The 15,065-nt window shown below is 67.9% G+C and carries 19 protein-coding genes; 3 read left to right on the plus strand and 16 right to left on the minus strand.

Annotated features, from left to right (window positions below):
- The first annotated feature begins 395 nt into the window (after positions 1-395).
- Positions 396-914, plus strand: coding sequence for an orotate phosphoribosyltransferase (locus EV653_RS15725; protein WP_134103458.1), 519 nt, complete (start codon positions 396-398; stop codon positions 912-914).
- A 593-nt stretch (positions 915-1,507) separates the two neighbouring features.
- On the opposite strand, the gene EV653_RS15730 is transcribed toward EV653_RS15725, so the two are convergent.
- Positions 1,508-2,749 (minus strand): exonuclease domain-containing protein, encoded by a 1,242-nt coding sequence (locus EV653_RS15730; protein WP_134103460.1) that lies wholly within the window; start codon positions 2,747-2,749, stop codon positions 1,508-1,510.
- 188 nt (positions 2,750-2,937) lie between these two features.
- Positions 2,938-3,573 (minus strand): hypothetical protein, encoded by a 636-nt coding sequence (locus tag EV653_RS15735; RefSeq protein WP_134103462.1) that lies wholly within the window; start codon positions 3,571-3,573, stop codon positions 2,938-2,940.
- A gap of 18 nt (positions 3,574-3,591) precedes the next feature.
- Between EV653_RS15735 and EV653_RS41165 the strand changes: the two genes are divergently transcribed.
- Positions 3,592-3,747, plus strand: coding sequence for a hypothetical protein (locus tag EV653_RS41165; RefSeq protein ID WP_165546543.1), 156 nt, complete (start codon positions 3,592-3,594; stop codon positions 3,745-3,747).
- A 90-nt stretch (positions 3,748-3,837) separates the two neighbouring features.
- On the opposite strand, the gene EV653_RS15740 is transcribed toward EV653_RS41165, so the two are convergent.
- Both EV653_RS15740 and EV653_RS15745 read right to left on the minus strand, forming a co-directional pair.
- Positions 3,838-4,329, minus strand: coding sequence for a metallophosphoesterase family protein (locus EV653_RS15740; RefSeq protein ID WP_134103464.1), 492 nt, complete (start codon positions 4,327-4,329; stop codon positions 3,838-3,840).
- 11 nt (positions 4,330-4,340) lie between these two features.
- Positions 4,341-5,330 carry an NAD-dependent epimerase/dehydratase family protein gene (locus tag EV653_RS15745; RefSeq protein ID WP_134103466.1) on the minus strand — a complete coding sequence of 330 codons (990 nt, stop codon included), beginning with the start codon at positions 5,328-5,330 and terminating at the stop codon, positions 4,341-4,343.
- Positions 5,331-5,512: 182 nt separating this feature from the next.
- Between EV653_RS15745 and EV653_RS15750 the strand changes: the two genes are divergently transcribed.
- Positions 5,513-5,824, plus strand: coding sequence for a hypothetical protein (locus EV653_RS15750; protein ID WP_134103468.1), 312 nt, complete (start codon positions 5,513-5,515; stop codon positions 5,822-5,824).
- A 190-nt stretch (positions 5,825-6,014) separates the two neighbouring features.
- On the opposite strand, the gene EV653_RS42125 is transcribed toward EV653_RS15750, so the two are convergent.
- The 12 genes from EV653_RS42125 to EV653_RS15805 form a co-directional block, all read right to left on the minus strand.
- Positions 6,015-6,530 carry a hypothetical protein gene (locus EV653_RS42125; protein WP_238159757.1) on the minus strand — a complete coding sequence of 172 codons (516 nt, stop codon included), beginning with the start codon at positions 6,528-6,530 and terminating at the stop codon, positions 6,015-6,017.
- Positions 6,527-6,772, minus strand: coding sequence for a hypothetical protein (locus tag EV653_RS15760; RefSeq protein ID WP_134103470.1), 246 nt, complete (start codon positions 6,770-6,772; stop codon positions 6,527-6,529). Before EV653_RS15760 ends, EV653_RS42125 begins: the two co-directional genes overlap by 4 nt.
- Before the next feature lie 152 nt (positions 6,773-6,924).
- Entirely contained in the window at positions 6,925-7,416 is a 492-nt protein-coding gene (locus tag EV653_RS15765; protein WP_134103472.1) for a hypothetical protein, read from the minus strand.
- Positions 7,416-7,586, minus strand: a complete 171-nt coding sequence (locus EV653_RS41170; protein WP_166679412.1) for a hypothetical protein — start codon at positions 7,584-7,586, stop codon at positions 7,416-7,418. The genes EV653_RS15765 and EV653_RS41170 overlap by 1 nt, the downstream gene beginning before the upstream one ends.
- Before the next feature lie 740 nt (positions 7,587-8,326).
- Complete coding sequence (locus EV653_RS15770) at positions 8,327-8,785, minus strand: hypothetical protein (RefSeq protein ID WP_134103474.1); 459 nt, start codon at positions 8,783-8,785, stop codon at positions 8,327-8,329.
- 4 nt (positions 8,786-8,789) lie between these two features.
- The gene (locus EV653_RS15775; RefSeq protein WP_134103476.1) at positions 8,790-9,251 is read right to left on the minus strand and encodes a hypothetical protein; all 462 of its coding nucleotides are present in this window, start codon (positions 9,249-9,251) and stop codon (positions 8,790-8,792) included.
- Complete coding sequence (locus EV653_RS15780) at positions 9,251-10,480, minus strand: hypothetical protein (protein ID WP_134103478.1); 1,230 nt, start codon at positions 10,478-10,480, stop codon at positions 9,251-9,253. Before EV653_RS15780 ends, EV653_RS15775 begins: the two co-directional genes overlap by 1 nt.
- Before the next feature lie 17 nt (positions 10,481-10,497).
- A complete protein-coding gene (locus EV653_RS15785; protein WP_130388988.1) occupies positions 10,498-10,758 on the minus strand; it encodes a hypothetical protein in 261 nt (86 codons plus the stop codon).
- An 18-nt stretch (positions 10,759-10,776) separates the two neighbouring features.
- Entirely contained in the window at positions 10,777-11,454 is a 678-nt protein-coding gene (locus EV653_RS15790) for a hypothetical protein (RefSeq protein ID WP_134103480.1), read from the minus strand.
- A 13-nt stretch (positions 11,455-11,467) separates the two neighbouring features.
- Positions 11,468-14,212 carry an FtsK/SpoIIIE domain-containing protein gene (locus EV653_RS15795; RefSeq protein WP_238159758.1) on the minus strand — a complete coding sequence of 915 codons (2,745 nt, stop codon included), beginning with the start codon at positions 14,210-14,212 and terminating at the stop codon, positions 11,468-11,470.
- A 118-nt stretch (positions 14,213-14,330) separates the two neighbouring features.
- Positions 14,331-14,726: a VOC family protein gene (locus tag EV653_RS15800; RefSeq protein ID WP_134103482.1), complete on the minus strand. Its 396-nt coding sequence runs from the start codon at positions 14,724-14,726 to the stop codon at positions 14,331-14,333.
- A gap of 7 nt (positions 14,727-14,733) precedes the next feature.
- Positions 14,734-14,946: a hypothetical protein gene (locus EV653_RS15805; RefSeq protein ID WP_134103484.1), complete on the minus strand. Its 213-nt coding sequence runs from the start codon at positions 14,944-14,946 to the stop codon at positions 14,734-14,736.
- Between the last annotated feature and the right edge of the window lie 119 nt (positions 14,947-15,065).

Below are 15,065 nucleotides of genomic sequence, written 5' to 3' on the forward strand. Positions count from 1 at the left end.
GAGCGGTCACCGGGTAGTTCGCCGGTCGGTCGCCCGGTGACTGGGTCGGTCCGTTGGTCGGCCGGTTCCCGGGTGGCTGGTCGGCCGGTCGTGCGGTGGTTCGCCGGGTGGTCGCCGCACCGTCGTGAGGCGATCGCTGCGTGGTCGGCCGGATGGTTCGTCGGGAGGTCGCCGCACCGTCGCAGAGCCGTCGCCGGGTGGTGGTTCGCCGGGCGGTTCGGCGGATGGTTGCCGGATGGCTGGTCGGGCGGTCGCCGATGGTTCGTCGGATGGTTCGCCGGACCGTCCCCCACCGCTTGATCGAGCCGTACGCCGGGCCGTCACCCACCGCTTGATCGAGCCGAACGCCGGGCCGTCGCCCACTGGTTGGTGGGGCTGTGGTTAGGGTGCGGGGTGTGCAACTAGAGGAACTTGGGCGGCGGATCTACGCGACGGCTCATCTGACCGGGGAGTTTGTCCTGCGGTCCGGACAGACGACGACGGAGTACTTCGACAAGTACCGGTTCGAGGCCGATCCGGTACTTCTGGACGAGGTGACCGCGGCCATGGTCCCGCTGATCCCGGAGGGCGCTGAGGTGCTGGCCGGACTGGAGATGGGCGGCATACCGGTCGTGACCGCACTGGGCCGCCACACCGGGCTGCCGTGCGCGTTCGTCCGCAAGGAAGCGAAGACTTACGGCACCCGTCGCCTGGCCGAGGGCGCCGACATCGAGGGCCGCCGCGTCACGATCGTCGAGGACGTCGTCACCACCGGCGGCCAAATCGTGCTGTCGACCAACGATCTCCGCGCTCTCGGCGCGACCATCACCGACGCACTCTGCGTCATCAACCGCAACCCCACCACCCCCGCTCCACTCACCGACGCCGGCCTAACCCTCCACGCCCTACTGAACCCAGAACACCTAACCGCCTAACCCTCACCCGGCCTAGCACCCACCCAGCCGCACGCTCACCCCGCCTGATGCTCACCCGGCCACGCTCACCCCGCCTAACACTCACACCGACTTGTGCTCAACAGGTCTGACGCCCACCCTGGCTGACGCCCACCCGCCTTGTGCTCAACACGCCTCGTGCTCACCAAGCCTCGTGCTCACTGGGTCTTGTGCTCGCCCGGCCTTGTGCTCAGCCGGCCCGACGGTCACCCCGCGTTGCCCTCACCCCGCCTGACGCTCACCCCGGCTTGCGCTGATCCCGCCTGGCCCTCACCCGGCCTGCGCTCACCCGCCTGCCCTCACCCGGCCTGATGCTCACCCGGTCGCGCTCACCAGCCTTGCACTCACCCGGCGTCGCACTCACCCCGCATGACACTCGGCCGGCCTGCGCTCACCGCGCCTGACGCACCCTGCCGGCGCCCGCCCGACACTCAGCCGGCCTGACGCCCACCCCGCCCGACACTCACCCGGTCTCACCCTCGCGCACACTCCGCGTTGCGCTCCCCCGCCTGACGCTCACCCCGTGTTGCGCTCTGCCGACTGACGCTCAGCCGGTCTTGCGCTCGGGCCTGTGCTCAGCCGGCCTTGCGTTCGGGGTTTTGGTGGGTTGCTGGGAGTAGTCGGCGGAAGTCGTCTACGGAGATGATCGGGACGTTGAGCTGGCGGGCTGCGCGGGCCTTTACCGACAGGCTGTCGACGTCGGCGGCTACCAGGAACGTCGTCTCGGGGCGGACGGCCTCCTGGGGAACGAATCCCGCCGCGACCGCGCGATCCCACCACAGCTCGCGGGGCTCGACCATGTCGCCGGTGAAGACCATCGTGCTTCCCGGGGGAAAGCCGCGCGCCCCAGGACGATCGGGTACGACGTACCGCCCGCCGCTGGCGCGGAGCAGCGCCTCGTCGACGTCGGTCGCGCGACGGCCGAGCATGACGGCGACCCGGTCGACATCGTTGCGCTGGTCGGGCGTGATCGTTCCGTCGCCCCAGGACGCCGTCGCCAGCGCAGCGACATACCAGCGATGAAGGCTGTCGACCTGCGGACGGGTCAGCCCCAGCTCGGTTGCCACCTGCACCAACTGATCCGCGTCCGCTGCCGTGATCTCCCCGTTGGCGAGGATCGTGTCGAGCAGCACGAGGTACGAGTCGGCCTGCGGCGGCTCGGGCACGCGAGGCAGTTGGTCGACGAGTCGGCTCATCCAGCCATGACGTCCGCCGGCGTGCACCGGACGAACAGTCGGCGCGACGTCGGTGCCCGGCAACGCCGGCCACGGCAAGCGGCGTACCTCTTCGTAAGCCCACTGCCAGGGCGGCGGTGACGGGAAAGCCTTCAGATAGTGGGAAAACAACTCAGCGGTCGCCCGTGTGTCAGCCATCGCCGAGTGCCAGCCCTCGATCGAGATGCCGGCGGCCGTGCAGCAAGCACCGAGCGTCCGCTTCGCACCCGGATAGAGATAGCCGGCCAGCGCCATCGTGCACATCGATCGCTCGGTGATCAGCGGCACGGTAACACCGAGACGCGCGAACTCCGCGCGCAGGAATCCGAGATCGAACTCGACGTTGTGCCCGACAACCATCCGCCCGGCGAGCAGATCCCCCAACTGCCGGGCGATATCCCCGAACTCCGGAGCTGCCAGCACGTCGGCGGTCAGAATCCCGTGGATGTGCTGCGGTCCCAAGTCTCGCTGGGGATTGAGCAACGTCACCCACTCGTGCTCGACCTGCCCGCGGGCGTCCAGCAGCACGACCGCGATCTCGATGACCCGATGCCGATGGCTCGGCAGCAGGCCGGTCGTCTCAGTGTCGATGACCGCATACATCCGGGCCTCCTCCGGCTCGATGACCGACTGGAACAACCCAATCACACGCGGCCGACAGTTTCCGCCGAGCCAGACATCGCCGGGTCACGCATCGCCAGATCACGCATCGCCAGATCACGCATCGCCAGATCACGCATCGCCAGATCACGCATCGCCGGGTCAGGCCTAGCGGTCAGCGCCTCGCCGGGTCAGGCGTCGGCGGGGATCTCGACCTCGATCTCTTCGCCCAGCCGCGCGCCGCGCGCCAGCTGGAGTTCATCGCCGCTCCAGAACCGACCCGGGTCGTACCAGTTCAGCTTCCGCCCCCGCAGCAACCCCATCTCCTCGTACGTCACCGCGACCACCTCGGCGCAGTACGCCGACTCCAGCTCGAGCTCGCGCGATCCGCGACGGAACGCCGGCACGCGGCCGCGCACCCACCTCGACGCGAGGCGGGCGGTCGACGGGAACGGCGTTCCGTCCAGCCGCGCCACCGTCCGCAGTACGGCGTCCTCCATCTCCCGCGTGACGGGATGATCGAGCTGCCGCAGCCACGCCTGCTGACCGTACTTGCGCGCCCACACCAACACCGCGTCGCGCAGATTGTGCAGCTGGGCACCGCGCTGATGCTGGCCGGTCCACATGTCCGGCAGCGAACGACCGAGCTCCGCGTGCCACATCAGCGGGGGAAGGTCCTCGATGACGACCGCCATCCCGACGTGGTTGACCGGGCTGTTCGTGGTCAGTTGGATAGCGCGATCCGCCGCGCTGTCGCCGCGGAACAGCCAAATGTCACCTGTTCGTGTCAGTTCCGTAGCGTCATCCAGCGAAATCCGGCTGTTCACGTCGCTAGGTTAGTCGTCATGAAGGTATGGAAGGTGGTAGGACTTGCGGGGCTCGTCGGCGTGGCCGCAACGGGCGTAGTCATCGCGCGGGGCGAGCGGAAGCGCCGCGCCTACACGCCGGAAGAGGTGCGTGACCGCCTCAAGACGCGGGTCAAGGAAGCAGCGAACGCCTGACCTGTCGACCGGGCAGGCCGGACACGCCGTAACTCGGTGGTACGGCGCTGATCTCGCCTGCCCGGCCGAGTTCGTTGCAGCACGCAACCATTAAAGGTTGTGGAGGGCAACGTCTTCCAGCCGGCCGGCGGCGATCGTCGCGGTCTGGTACGTGCAGTACGGCTGCTTGCGCCGATCGGTCGGCGATCCGGGGTTCAACAGCCGCAATCCGCCCGGGCTGGTCGTGTCCCACGGGATGTGACTGTGTCCGAACACGAGCAGATCAACCCCTGGGTACGCCGCTTCGCAGCGCGCCTCACGCCCCTTGGCCGAGCCAGTCTCATGCACGACGGCGACCGACAGCCCGTCGAGGGTTACGCGCGCGACCTCAGGCAACCGCGCCCGCAACTCCGGACCGTCGTTGTTGCCCCAGCACCCGATCAGCCGGGTGGCACGAGACTCCAACTGGTCCAGCAATCCGACGCTCACCCAATCGCCCGCATGGATGACCACGTCGGCACGCTCGATCGCCTCCCAGACCGGCTCCGGCAGCTTCCTCGCCCGAACCGGCAGGTGAGTGTCCGAGATCAGCACCAGGCGCATGCGCCCACTCTCTACGGGTTCAGTGACTCGATCAACTCCTTCTCCCTCGCCGGGCTCAGCCCCGCGCGTCGCTCCCGGTCCAGGCCGAGCTCCCGCTCCCATGCGAGCGCATCCACCAGGAACTCCCGGCGCGGCCGGTGCGTCAGGCCGGCCGCAGCCGCCGCCGCGCCGCTCCGCGACGACCAGCCCTCGTACCCAGGCTCGGTCAACCACATCGCCAACGACTCCGGCCCCATGTACTGCTCGACCTTCTGCTCCTCCAACCACTCCCGCGGCGCGAGCACGACCGGACCGGTGTGACCGCCGACCTCACGTGCCAGCTCGATCCACTCGCCGAACGGCACCACCGGACCGCGCGTGTCGAACGTCCCCGTCCGCCCCTCTGTCGCGTTGTCCAACAGCCAGCCGGCCAGATCCCGCACGTCGATCACCGACGTCGCCAGCTGGGGTGTGTCTGGCACGAGCATGGGCTCCTCCGGCGCATGCGCCGCCCGCGCCACCCACGCTCCCGAGCGGTCGCTCCGGTCCCCCGGCCCGCCGATCAATCCGGCGCGGGCGATCACCAGCCGATCCCCCACCACTTCCCGCGATGCGAGCTCACACGCGACCTTCGCCTCGCCGTACAACTCCCGCTCCACCACGTCCAGCTCGGTCGGCTCCCGCAGTACTGCGGTCTCGTCCGCGCCGGGCGTGTCGTACTTCGCGTAGGCGTTCACCGACGACACATACGTCCAATGCTTCGCCCGCGCGCCGAAGGCGGCCAGAGCACCCCGCACGAACCCTGGCTGCCAGGACACCTCGAACACGGCATCCCAGTCCCGCGGCGGCACAGCGTCGTACGCATCCGGGCGACTGCGATCGGCCGCGATCAACGTCGCACCGTCCGCGACCGCCCCACTCTCGCCGCGTGCCACGCACGTCACCGAATGGCCGCGCGCGACCGCTTGCGCGGCGATCTCGCGACCGAGCCACGCCGTACCACCGAGGATCAGAATCTCCATGCGGGCAAGCCAATCAGGCCCGACCGACAAAACCCAGACACCTCTGCCGACGGCAGAAACGGCGCGTGATCGCCCTAACCGCGTCAGGTCACCGTAATCGTTCGGGCCTTGCCACGCAGGCGATCGGGGCGCACTGTCGAAGAAGACACCCAGGGGTGAGTGTCAGACCACAGGGGGAAGAGATGGCTGGTTTCGTTCAGATCATCGAGTACCGGACGTCGAAGCCGGACGAGATCAAGGCGCTGATGGACGACTACGGCGCCAAACGCGAAGCCGAGGGCGAGGGGCCTACACCGGTCCGCGGCATCACCTGCGCCGACCGGGACGAGTCCGGACGGTACTTCGCGATCGTCGAGTTCGACTCGTACGAGGACGCGATGGCGAACTCCCAGCGGGCCGACACCACCGAGTTCTCGACGCGGATGATGGAGCTCTGCGACGGCCCGGGCAAGTTCTACAACCTCGACCTGGTGGAGGAGATGAAGTACCGCTGACCGGTGCCGGTCCAGGCGTATCGCGAGTCCGCCTGGGCCGGTACCGCGTCCGGGTACGGCGTACGCCACCTCGCCGAGGCGCACGCCGTACCTGGGCCACGACCGGTGCCGGGAGGGGATACGGCACCGGTGCGCGCTGAGGGCAGCTCGGGTCCGCGGCCCCGGATCCGTTCTGCGAATGGCTGATTGGTCAGCGAAAGACTCGGTACGGCGTCCAGGCGGACGGTGGCGCGGCGCCGCGCCTGCGGAACACGCCCTCCGGTCCGAAGCCCCGGTCCGTGCCGCGATCCCCGCCGAGACCCGAACCGAGACCCGTACCGAGATCCGTGCCGAGATCGGTACCGCGATCGCTGCGCAACTCCCCGGCGAGATCGCTGTCGGAGTGGAGCGGGTCGGGGTCCTGGGGTTCGGGCGTCGAGTGCAGGTCCGGCCAGGGCCGGGGTGGTAGGGACTCGCGGGGCGGCAGCCTCAGGTCTGGGTCAGGACCCCGTTCCGGGTCCAGCCACTCGACCTCGGTGGCGCCGCCGTGGCCGTGAATGGCGATGACGGAGTCGATGCCGTCCCACACGGTCGTGGTCGGATAGTCGCCGTACCAGCGCAGCGCGACGGCTCCGTCGGTGAACTGCACACCCTCGGCGACGGGCCCGGTGCCGCTGACACCGGAGACGTCCTGATGACGGATCAAGCGAAAACGACGGGAACTCATTTCGGCGCAACCTCCCAGAGGCGTTCCCCCGGCAACTTCCGCTCCGGACCAGGATCGTGGTCCGGCACCGGGTCGCTCGTCACCCGCAACCCGGCGAACCTGCGCGACATGGCCGCGGCGTACCGCTCGGCCAGCTCGGCCTCGGCCCGGTAGTCGGCAACCACATGGTCCCCGAACCAGACCCGCACCCGCCGCCGCTCCACCCGGGCCGCACCCGGGTGAGGATCACCACCCTCGGCCATCTCAATGCACCCGACACCGAGTCGAGCCGTTTCCCATCAGCGACCTCGCAACAAAACCCTTCACGTCAATCACTTCCACTTCCCTGTGGGGATGGGTTCACAGGTAGTGACGAGCCTCTCAGCAGTTCATGACGCGACTCCCAAGAAAAATCTCACCCGGCGTGAGGACCCCGGCCCACCCACGGCTGCCATACGTCGATGTCTTCCACGTCCAACGACGTACGAGGCGGGAACGACCGCACACCGGCGCCCGGCAGGTATGCCGCGACGATGGTCGACAGCGCATTGGTGAGGACCAGGCCGATGTCAGGCGCAGACGCCGCGAGCTCGTTGAAGATCGCACACGCCTCCTGAGTCTGCTCCTGTGCATCCCTCCAACCCGCAAGCCGAACCTTGACCATGCCTGTGCAGTTGTCGATCGCGGACACCTCATCCGGCTCCGGATCCACCAGCAGATGGATGTTCCGACGCACCAACAGCAGCACGAATCGCCCCTCGGTCCACCGCGACCGTGTCTTGAAGAAGTGCTCACCTTCTCCGAGGTCAGGAGGCTCAAGTCGCTCCAGCCCGAGTGTCTGCGCCATCCACTCCGCCACATCCCGAACAGCTCCGCCGGAGAAGAAGATGTCGTCGTCGGTCGACATCAGCTGATCCTCTGCCTGATCTCGTCGGCGCTCAGTCCAGGGGTGAGCTCAACTGTCCGCATCGAAGCAGGCTCGATCAGGTGCAGACCACTCGACCCCGGAAGCACCACGCGCACGAACCACTCCGCAAACTCGGCGGCGGCCTCGGCGTCCGCCGGCTCCAGGCTCACCGCCTGCCCGGTCCCGCTCAACGCAACCCCCAACTCTCGCGTCCCAGGCCCCAGCGGAATCAACGCCTCCAGCCCCGTGGTCGATCCCGCGACCGCCCCACCTCAACCCGCGCCTGCGGCCACCGGTCGCGCAAAGCCCCAGCGAAGGGCTCCGCATCAACAGTCCAATCCGGCTGTTCCAACGGCGCGACGACGTACTCCGTCATGAATCATCCTCTGGTTTGAACGTCACGTTTCCCGAGATGTCCAGCGCTCGCATGCGGTCCTGGAAGTATGCAGCCGCATCGCGGTCGTTGGTGATGATTTCGAGCCCTTTCACGGGGTTCGACCGTCCTCGATGACCTCTCGGTACTTGAGCAGCATGTGATCGTTCTTCTCTTCCGCGATCTGACGCAAGAAGGGTGGTAGCGAGCTCGATCGAACGAAGAGTCCGATGTCGGAGCGACGAACTTGGCGTCCTGGGCGCGACGCAGGACAGCATCGAGCCCATCCGCCCACACCGCACGTGGAAGCCGCTCATCGACTGTCAGCAGGAACTCGACAGGTCCGCAGTGTTCGCGCTGGAACTCCATCTCCGTGCCCGAGCCGACAATCGGTCGGACCCGCCCGACCTGGATCAGCTCCTACTGATAGTCGTCGAAATCGCCGCTCCTTCCGCATGGTGACCATTCGCCCGTCACCGAGTGCGACACCGACTGATCGCAGTCCAGCGCTTCGAGCGGCCACGACGACGTACGCCATCAAGTCACCCAGGGGCGCCAAGTGTCTAGGTCTGGGTCGTCGAGGGTTGTGCCGGGTTCGAAGGTGTGGGTTCCGTGGCCGGGCAGGTATGCCGCCACGAGGAGCTCCACGTTGTGGGACAGCAGGGCCGGCACGTCTCCTAGTGCATCGACCAGCGACTCGAAGGCGAGGCGAGCCTCCTCTGCCTGTGCAGACTTTCGGTTGCGGGCCTGCACATCGACGACGAACGGATAGTGATCCATGGCCTGTACTTCGTCGGGCTCGGGCTGGAAGGCGTTCGGACCTACGTAGAAACCGATCGTCCCGTCGAACGTCCGCGCCTGGCCCTTGTACTGCAGTTCACCGGTATCACCCCGCAGGTCACCGTTGAACTCAAGCCCAAGCACCTCCGCTACCCGCCCGGCGACCTCCTCCAACGACCCATCCGACGACAGAAAGATCTCATCGCTGTCGGCCATCACGTCAGGTGCGGATCCAGTTGTGCCACGTCTCCAGGTCTTCGGCGTCAGGGCTGACCGGGGGCGTGAAGGTGTGAGTGCCGGCGCCTGGTAGATGAGCCGTCACGAGCGTTTCGAGATTGTGTACGAGCAACATCGGTACGTCGGCATGCGCGGCCACCAAGGTGTCGAACAAGAGGCCCGCCTCCCGGTGCAGCGCGTCATCACTTGCCCCGCCACGTATTTGGACCTCGATCGGGTACCCATCCATCGCCTGAACCTCGTCCGGCTCCGGATCGGGGAGCACGTACCCGTTCGGCTGCACCACGATCCCGAGCCAGTCATCTGCCGAGTGGGCGCGCATGCGCAGCCGGACCGCGTCCCGCTCCGTCGCCATCACCTCGCACCCAGCCTCGGCAACCAACCAATCAGCCACCTCTGAGGAAGCCCCGGGCACCGCGATGAAGACACTGTCGACGACTGACATCAGTGTTCCTTCCGATAGGTGACGAGACGCCCGTCACCGAGGATGATGTGAACGACGTCCGCAATAGTCTTGCCGGGCTGTCCGAGTGCCCTGCGGTAGGCGCGCCAGGCATCTGCCTCGGACAATTCGATGTTCCGTCCGTCGATGACGATCTCGGACGCTTGACCGCTCGCGTCGCAGATGTTGCGTCTGACGGTGCTGTTGGAGTTTTTGCTCGGTGTTTTGAACTCGACGATGACGCCACGTTCGGCCCTTCCCTTGCGCACCGTCGCGTCGGGATTCTTTTCACCCGATGAGTGGTCCGGTTTCCGCACGTCGATGCGCCAGCCTTCCTGGGCGAGGCGGTCGGCGGTGGCGCGCTCGTGGGGCTTGAAGACGGTGTCTGGATCGTGGACGCCGGGCGCGAAGTCGACCTCCAGCGGTTGGAGATCGAATGCTGGGTCGAACTCGACTTCGGGCAGTTCGGGGAGTTCGATGTTGACGATGATCGGTTGGGGGCGGTCTTCTTCGGGGTAGTCGAAGGTGGCTTTTAGCTCGTCGGTGGTGATGGTGAGGGTGGCGTGTTGCCATTGGTGGTCTGCGGTGGCGGCCATGGAGGCCAGGAGGGCTTTGATTGGTTCGGTGAGGTCTACTTCGATGTCGAAGTCGTCGAGGAGGTGTTCGTTGCGTTTCTGGTCTTCTTTTTCGTTGCGTTCTTCGAATTCGAGCTCGCCGGTCTCGAGGACGGTGATTTCTACCTCGAGGGGTTCCTGCTCGTCGCGGTCGTCGTTCTCGTGGGCCTTGCGGTATTTCTCGAAGGCTTTGCGGGCGACGGTGACCAGCGGCGGTTCGTTGTCTTCGGCAACTTCCAGGTCTTCGTAGCTGAAGCTCAGGCGTTTGGTCCGGCCCAGGGAGTCGAGGTCGCCGGAGCCGCCGGTGGCCTTGTTGCGGTCTGCGGAGTCCGAGGACGGACGGTTCGTCGACGGGCCCGCCGTACCGACGAGGCCTTCGGCCCAGCCGCGGGCCTTCGGGGGCGCCATCGACAGGTAGTGGGCAGCGGCCTCGCAGGCTCGTGCCGCCGCGTCCAGTTGCTGGGCGGCGACGGTCGCCTGTCCGCGCGACGCGATCAGGGCGAGTTGTGCGTTCTCCCGGCAGCGTACGGCGGTGCGCTGCAACTGCTCGACCACGCGCGGGATCTCGTCGAAGCAATCGACCAGACCGCGCGCGACCCGCTGCAGCTCCGACGGCATCCCGGCACCCCACAACCTCAGATCTGGTCGGCGTAGTTCTTGCAGCCGGCGGACGCGATCTCGAGGGCCTCGGCGGCCTGTTCGACCGCCTTGCTCGCGGCCTCCAGGATCTCGGTGATGTCGCGATCGATACCGGTCGCGGTGCCCGCGATCAGGCTCTCCACCAGCTGGCTGTGCTGGGTGAAGCGGAGCTTGAAACCGGCCAGGCCGCCGGCCGCCTGCTTGGCCTCCATCGAGACCTGGTGCAGCTGTTCCTTGAGCCGCAGTACGTCGGACACCTCAACCCACTCCCAAACCTAGTTGCGCTTCTTCGGCAGCACGATCGCCGTACCTGCCACCACGACGGGCACCCCGATCCCGATCCACCACGGCAGCCCGGCCGCCATCAGCACGAAGACCGCGACCGCGCCGCCCCAGCCCCACCAGCGCGCGCCGGGCAGCCGCGGCAGCCCCAGCATCCGCGACGCGGCCAGCATCGTGACGGCCGCGATCGCCGCGGCCTCGACCCCGGCCAGGAACGACCCGCTGAACACCCACACCAGCACGAACCCGACCAGCGCCAGGACCGCGCTGATGGTACGCCGTTTGCGCTGCTCCTGGAGCGCCCGGGCCTTCGTCCGCAGCTCCTCCAACTCGTCGACCGATTCGGCGAGCTGTTTGGTGATGCGCTCGGCAACGGTCTCGAGGTCGTTCAGCGCCCGGATCTCGGGCAGCGTGTGGTTCGCCCGCTTCCCCTCCGCAGGCAGCCCGGCCCGCTGCAGGCTCGCCGCCGCCGTCTCGGCGAGCGCGTTCAGCCGGGTCTGCAGCTTCAGCCCGCGCTCGGCCATCGCGTCGGCCTCTGCCGCCGCAGTCGCCTCGGCCTTGGACTTGTGCGCCGTCAACCGGTCCTGCGCCTGCTGGGCATCCGCCCGCGCCATCGCGACCGTGCGCAACGCCCGCACGTACTCCGACCACTCCTGCTCCACGGTCCTCATCTCAGAAGACACCTCATCGACGTACCAACTCCACCGTGCGATCCACCTCGTCCGCCCGCAGCGCGGCGAACGGTACGACGACCTGGGCCTCAGGATGCAGCCCGTCCCACAACAGCCCTCGATGCGGCTCGGAGGCCCACCGCACCAGCGGCCCCGCCACCGCCCGTACGCCGTCCTGCGGGTGCCGTAGGAAGAGATGAGTCGCCACGTTGGCCCGCCCGTACCCGAGCTGCTCGGTGCAGACATGCATCCGGTTCCACCACCCGTACGTGATGAGGCCCTGCGCCGGACCGTCGCGCACGATGTCCTGCAGCGCGTTCGCCGGGCTCTCGAAGTACCCCTCGGCATGCACCTGCATCCGCGGTACTCCGTGGAACCCGAACCCGAGCAGGTACGTCCCCCCGGCCTGCCCCGTCCGCATCGCCTCCCGCAGCGCGAACAGCCGCGGCGCGATGTCGTCGTGCTTGTCCACGGTCTCGACCTCACAGCCGAGCTCCCGCAGTACCTGCACCAACGCATCCTTGCCCTCAGCAGCAACCGGCGCCGAGTTCGTCCCGTCCACGAACACGAACCGCGGCGGATCGACCGCGGCCGCTGCCGTCGACACCGCCAACCCGGTCAGCACCCCGAGCGCATCCGCCGGACCGTCCCCCAGCACGAGTACGCCGGCACCAGGCTCAGGCCGGACCTCAACCGAGACCGGTTCCTCGGTCACCGCGATCGGCAACCCCGTCCACGGCCTCCCGAACTCCGGCTTCACCGCCGCGGCCGTCTCCGTCAGGTGCGCGGGCTCAGCCAAGTGGAACACCCGAGGCGGATGCGCCTCCGAGCCCGCGCGCGACCAGAGCTCACGCCGCAGCGAATCCAGCACCGGCTTGTCCGCGAAGCTCACGAGCACATGCTGGTTGTCGTCCGGCGACCCGAAGTTCGCGTTCAACACCGCCTCGCCGCGGAACTGCAGCTCGGCCGCCGCCGTGTTCCCACTTCGCAGAATCGCCTGGGAGTCGGCCGGCGTGGTCTTCAGCGCGACCCGATACGGGACCTGCCCGAATATCGAGTCCCGCCGCGTCGACAGCCGCTTCACGCCCTCGATCGTCTGCGTTGCCAGCACGACGTGAACGCCGTACGCACGCCCGAGCCGGACCAGTCGCTCCAGCAACTTCGCGGCCTCGTCGGCGAGCTCGTCGTCGTCCTCGAGCAGCACCTGGAACTCATCGAGTACGACGAGAATGCGCGCCGGCCGCTCCGGACCGGGCGCGAGCTCCGCGATGTCGGCGACGTTGCCGTGCGACTTGAAAATCTCGCTGCGCCGGGCGAGCTCGTCCGACAGATGACGCAGTACGGCGAGACCGAACGCGCGGTCGCTGTGCACACCGAGCACGCGCACCTGTGGCAACCAGTGCGGCCGATCGGGACCGGGGCCGAGCGCCGAGAACTCGACGCCGTGCTTGAAGTCGAGCAGGTACATCTCCAGGTCCGCCGGTGCGTAGCGCGCGGCAAGCCCGTGGATCAGCACGAGTAGCAGGTTCGACTTGCCTTGGCCGACCGCGCCGCCGACGAGCACGTGCGGGAGCGCCGGGTTGCCGCTGCGCAACCGCACCAATGCCGGCGTGCGGTCGTCGTACCCGATCACGGCGCTGATCTCGTCCTTGACCGGTTGCCACCAGGTGGAACGGTCCGGCAGGGTCCGCTCGAAGTCGATGGTCGGGAGGACGGCGATCTCGGCCCGCTCGGCGATCACATCACAGATGCCCGCGGCAATGGTCGCGTCGAACGGCGGGTCCAGCCTTGCCGGCGGCAACTGTGCGACCTCGACCCGGTCATTGCTGATGACAACGGGATTGAGGAGCTCGAGCAACTGTTTCGAGTCCACGTCCAGCTGCGCCGCAGTCGACGCGTCATAGTGCACAAGGAAGCAGATCCCCCGCTTGCCGGCGGTCGCGGCCAACCGGAGCAGGTCGCGCTGGGCGAGCGTGTCGATGCCGAACGGGTAGTCGAAGAGGATCACGAGCCGGTACGGATCGGTGACCTGACCGGTCTCTTTGAGCAGGTCCTCGAATCGTTCGTGACCGAGCTGCGCCTGCCGGCTCGCCCGCAGCGAGGAGACGTCCACCAGCCCGGACAGCACGGTGTGCAGCTGCTCCGCCGTGTGCGTTGCCCTCGGCACCAATTGCGGGTACTTCGTGGTCAGGTGGCCGAGCAGTCCCATCATCCCGGTCAGCCGCGGATCGAACGCGTCGACGCGGAGCCGAAACGGTTCGGCCGCCGCGATCAACCGCAACGCGGTGCTCTGCAGCAGACGGCGCGCGTTCTCGTTGCGGTCCGCGGTGACCTTCCATCCGTTCGTCTGCAGCAGCGGGGCGACCACCGGCGTACCGGCGTCCAGCTCACCGACGCGCACGTACGACGGGACGCCCGCGCCGACGAGCTGACGCGAACGCCAGCGTGCGTCGTTCGGCGGGATCGATCCCAGGCCGGGCGCGAGCCGGTCGGCGAGCAACCGCGCCTTGGGCTCGGCCTCGGACAAGGCCTCTGCGGTCTTCGCGTCGACCAATGCCCGCGATTCGCGCCGCGCGATAGCGGTCTGCTCCTGTAACTGACGATGCAGCCGGACAGCGCGCTGATGCTCGCCTTGGGTCAACCGCCGCGCGTTCTCCAGCAGCTGCCCCAGCGCGTGCTGCAGACCGCGGATCCGCGCTTCCAGGAGCTCCGGCGAGGCCGATCCGGGCATACTTCCCCCGTCAGGCTCCTCCGTCACGAGCACCGCCCTTTCACCCTTGCCCCGCGACTTGTCTGATTGCCTGGTGTAACCATGTCACACCTGTAGTCCCATCCGTCACTCCAGGCATCAGCAGTCTCACCCAGTAATCCGGCTGCTAGTCCGGCGCGACGATCTCGAGCTCGTAGCCGTCGGTGTTGTGGAGGAAGGCGGCGTAATGCTGCGGGCCGCCGGCGTACGGATGGCGGTCGGCGAACATCAGCGTCCAGCCGTGGTCGGCGGCCTCGCCGACGACGGTGTCGACCTCGGCCCGGCTGGCCGCGTTCAGCGCGAGGTGGTTCATCCCGGGCCGCATCCGGTCGTGCTCGGCGGCCGACATCGCGGGGCTCTGCTCGACCACGACGTACGAGCCGTCGGAGGCGATCCAGGTCATGCCGCCGGGCCAGCCGTCACCGTCCTTCCAGCCCAGCCGGCTGAGGACCCAGCCCCAGCTTGCGACGGCCCGGGACAGGTCCGGGACCCAGATCTCGACGTGATGCACAGCGGCGACCATCGCAGCATTATCTGTGCTCGGCAGAACGGTTCGATGCAGTACGGTTCGACACTGCCATCGAGATCGCCCCGGCGACCAGCAGCCAGACCAGGGCAGCGACCAGCCACGGCCACCACGGACGGGCCTGGGCGGCCTCCGCGACCGCCTTGCCGAACAGGCCGCCGCCAGGCGCGAAGACAAACACGAGCAACACCCGTGCGATCGTCGTCTCCCTGGTCATTTCTTCATTGTGAGAGGCAGCCGCCGACCCTGCAGAAACCTTGGCGTTTCGCGCCCCTTCACCTTTCTGTCTGTGGCAGGGTCTACCGTCTGCGATGACAGTCGGATCACGAGATCGGG

The sequence above is a fragment of the Kribbella pratensis genome (assembly GCF_004365355.1).
Taxonomy (GTDB): domain Bacteria; phylum Actinomycetota; class Actinomycetes; order Propionibacteriales; family Kribbellaceae; genus Kribbella.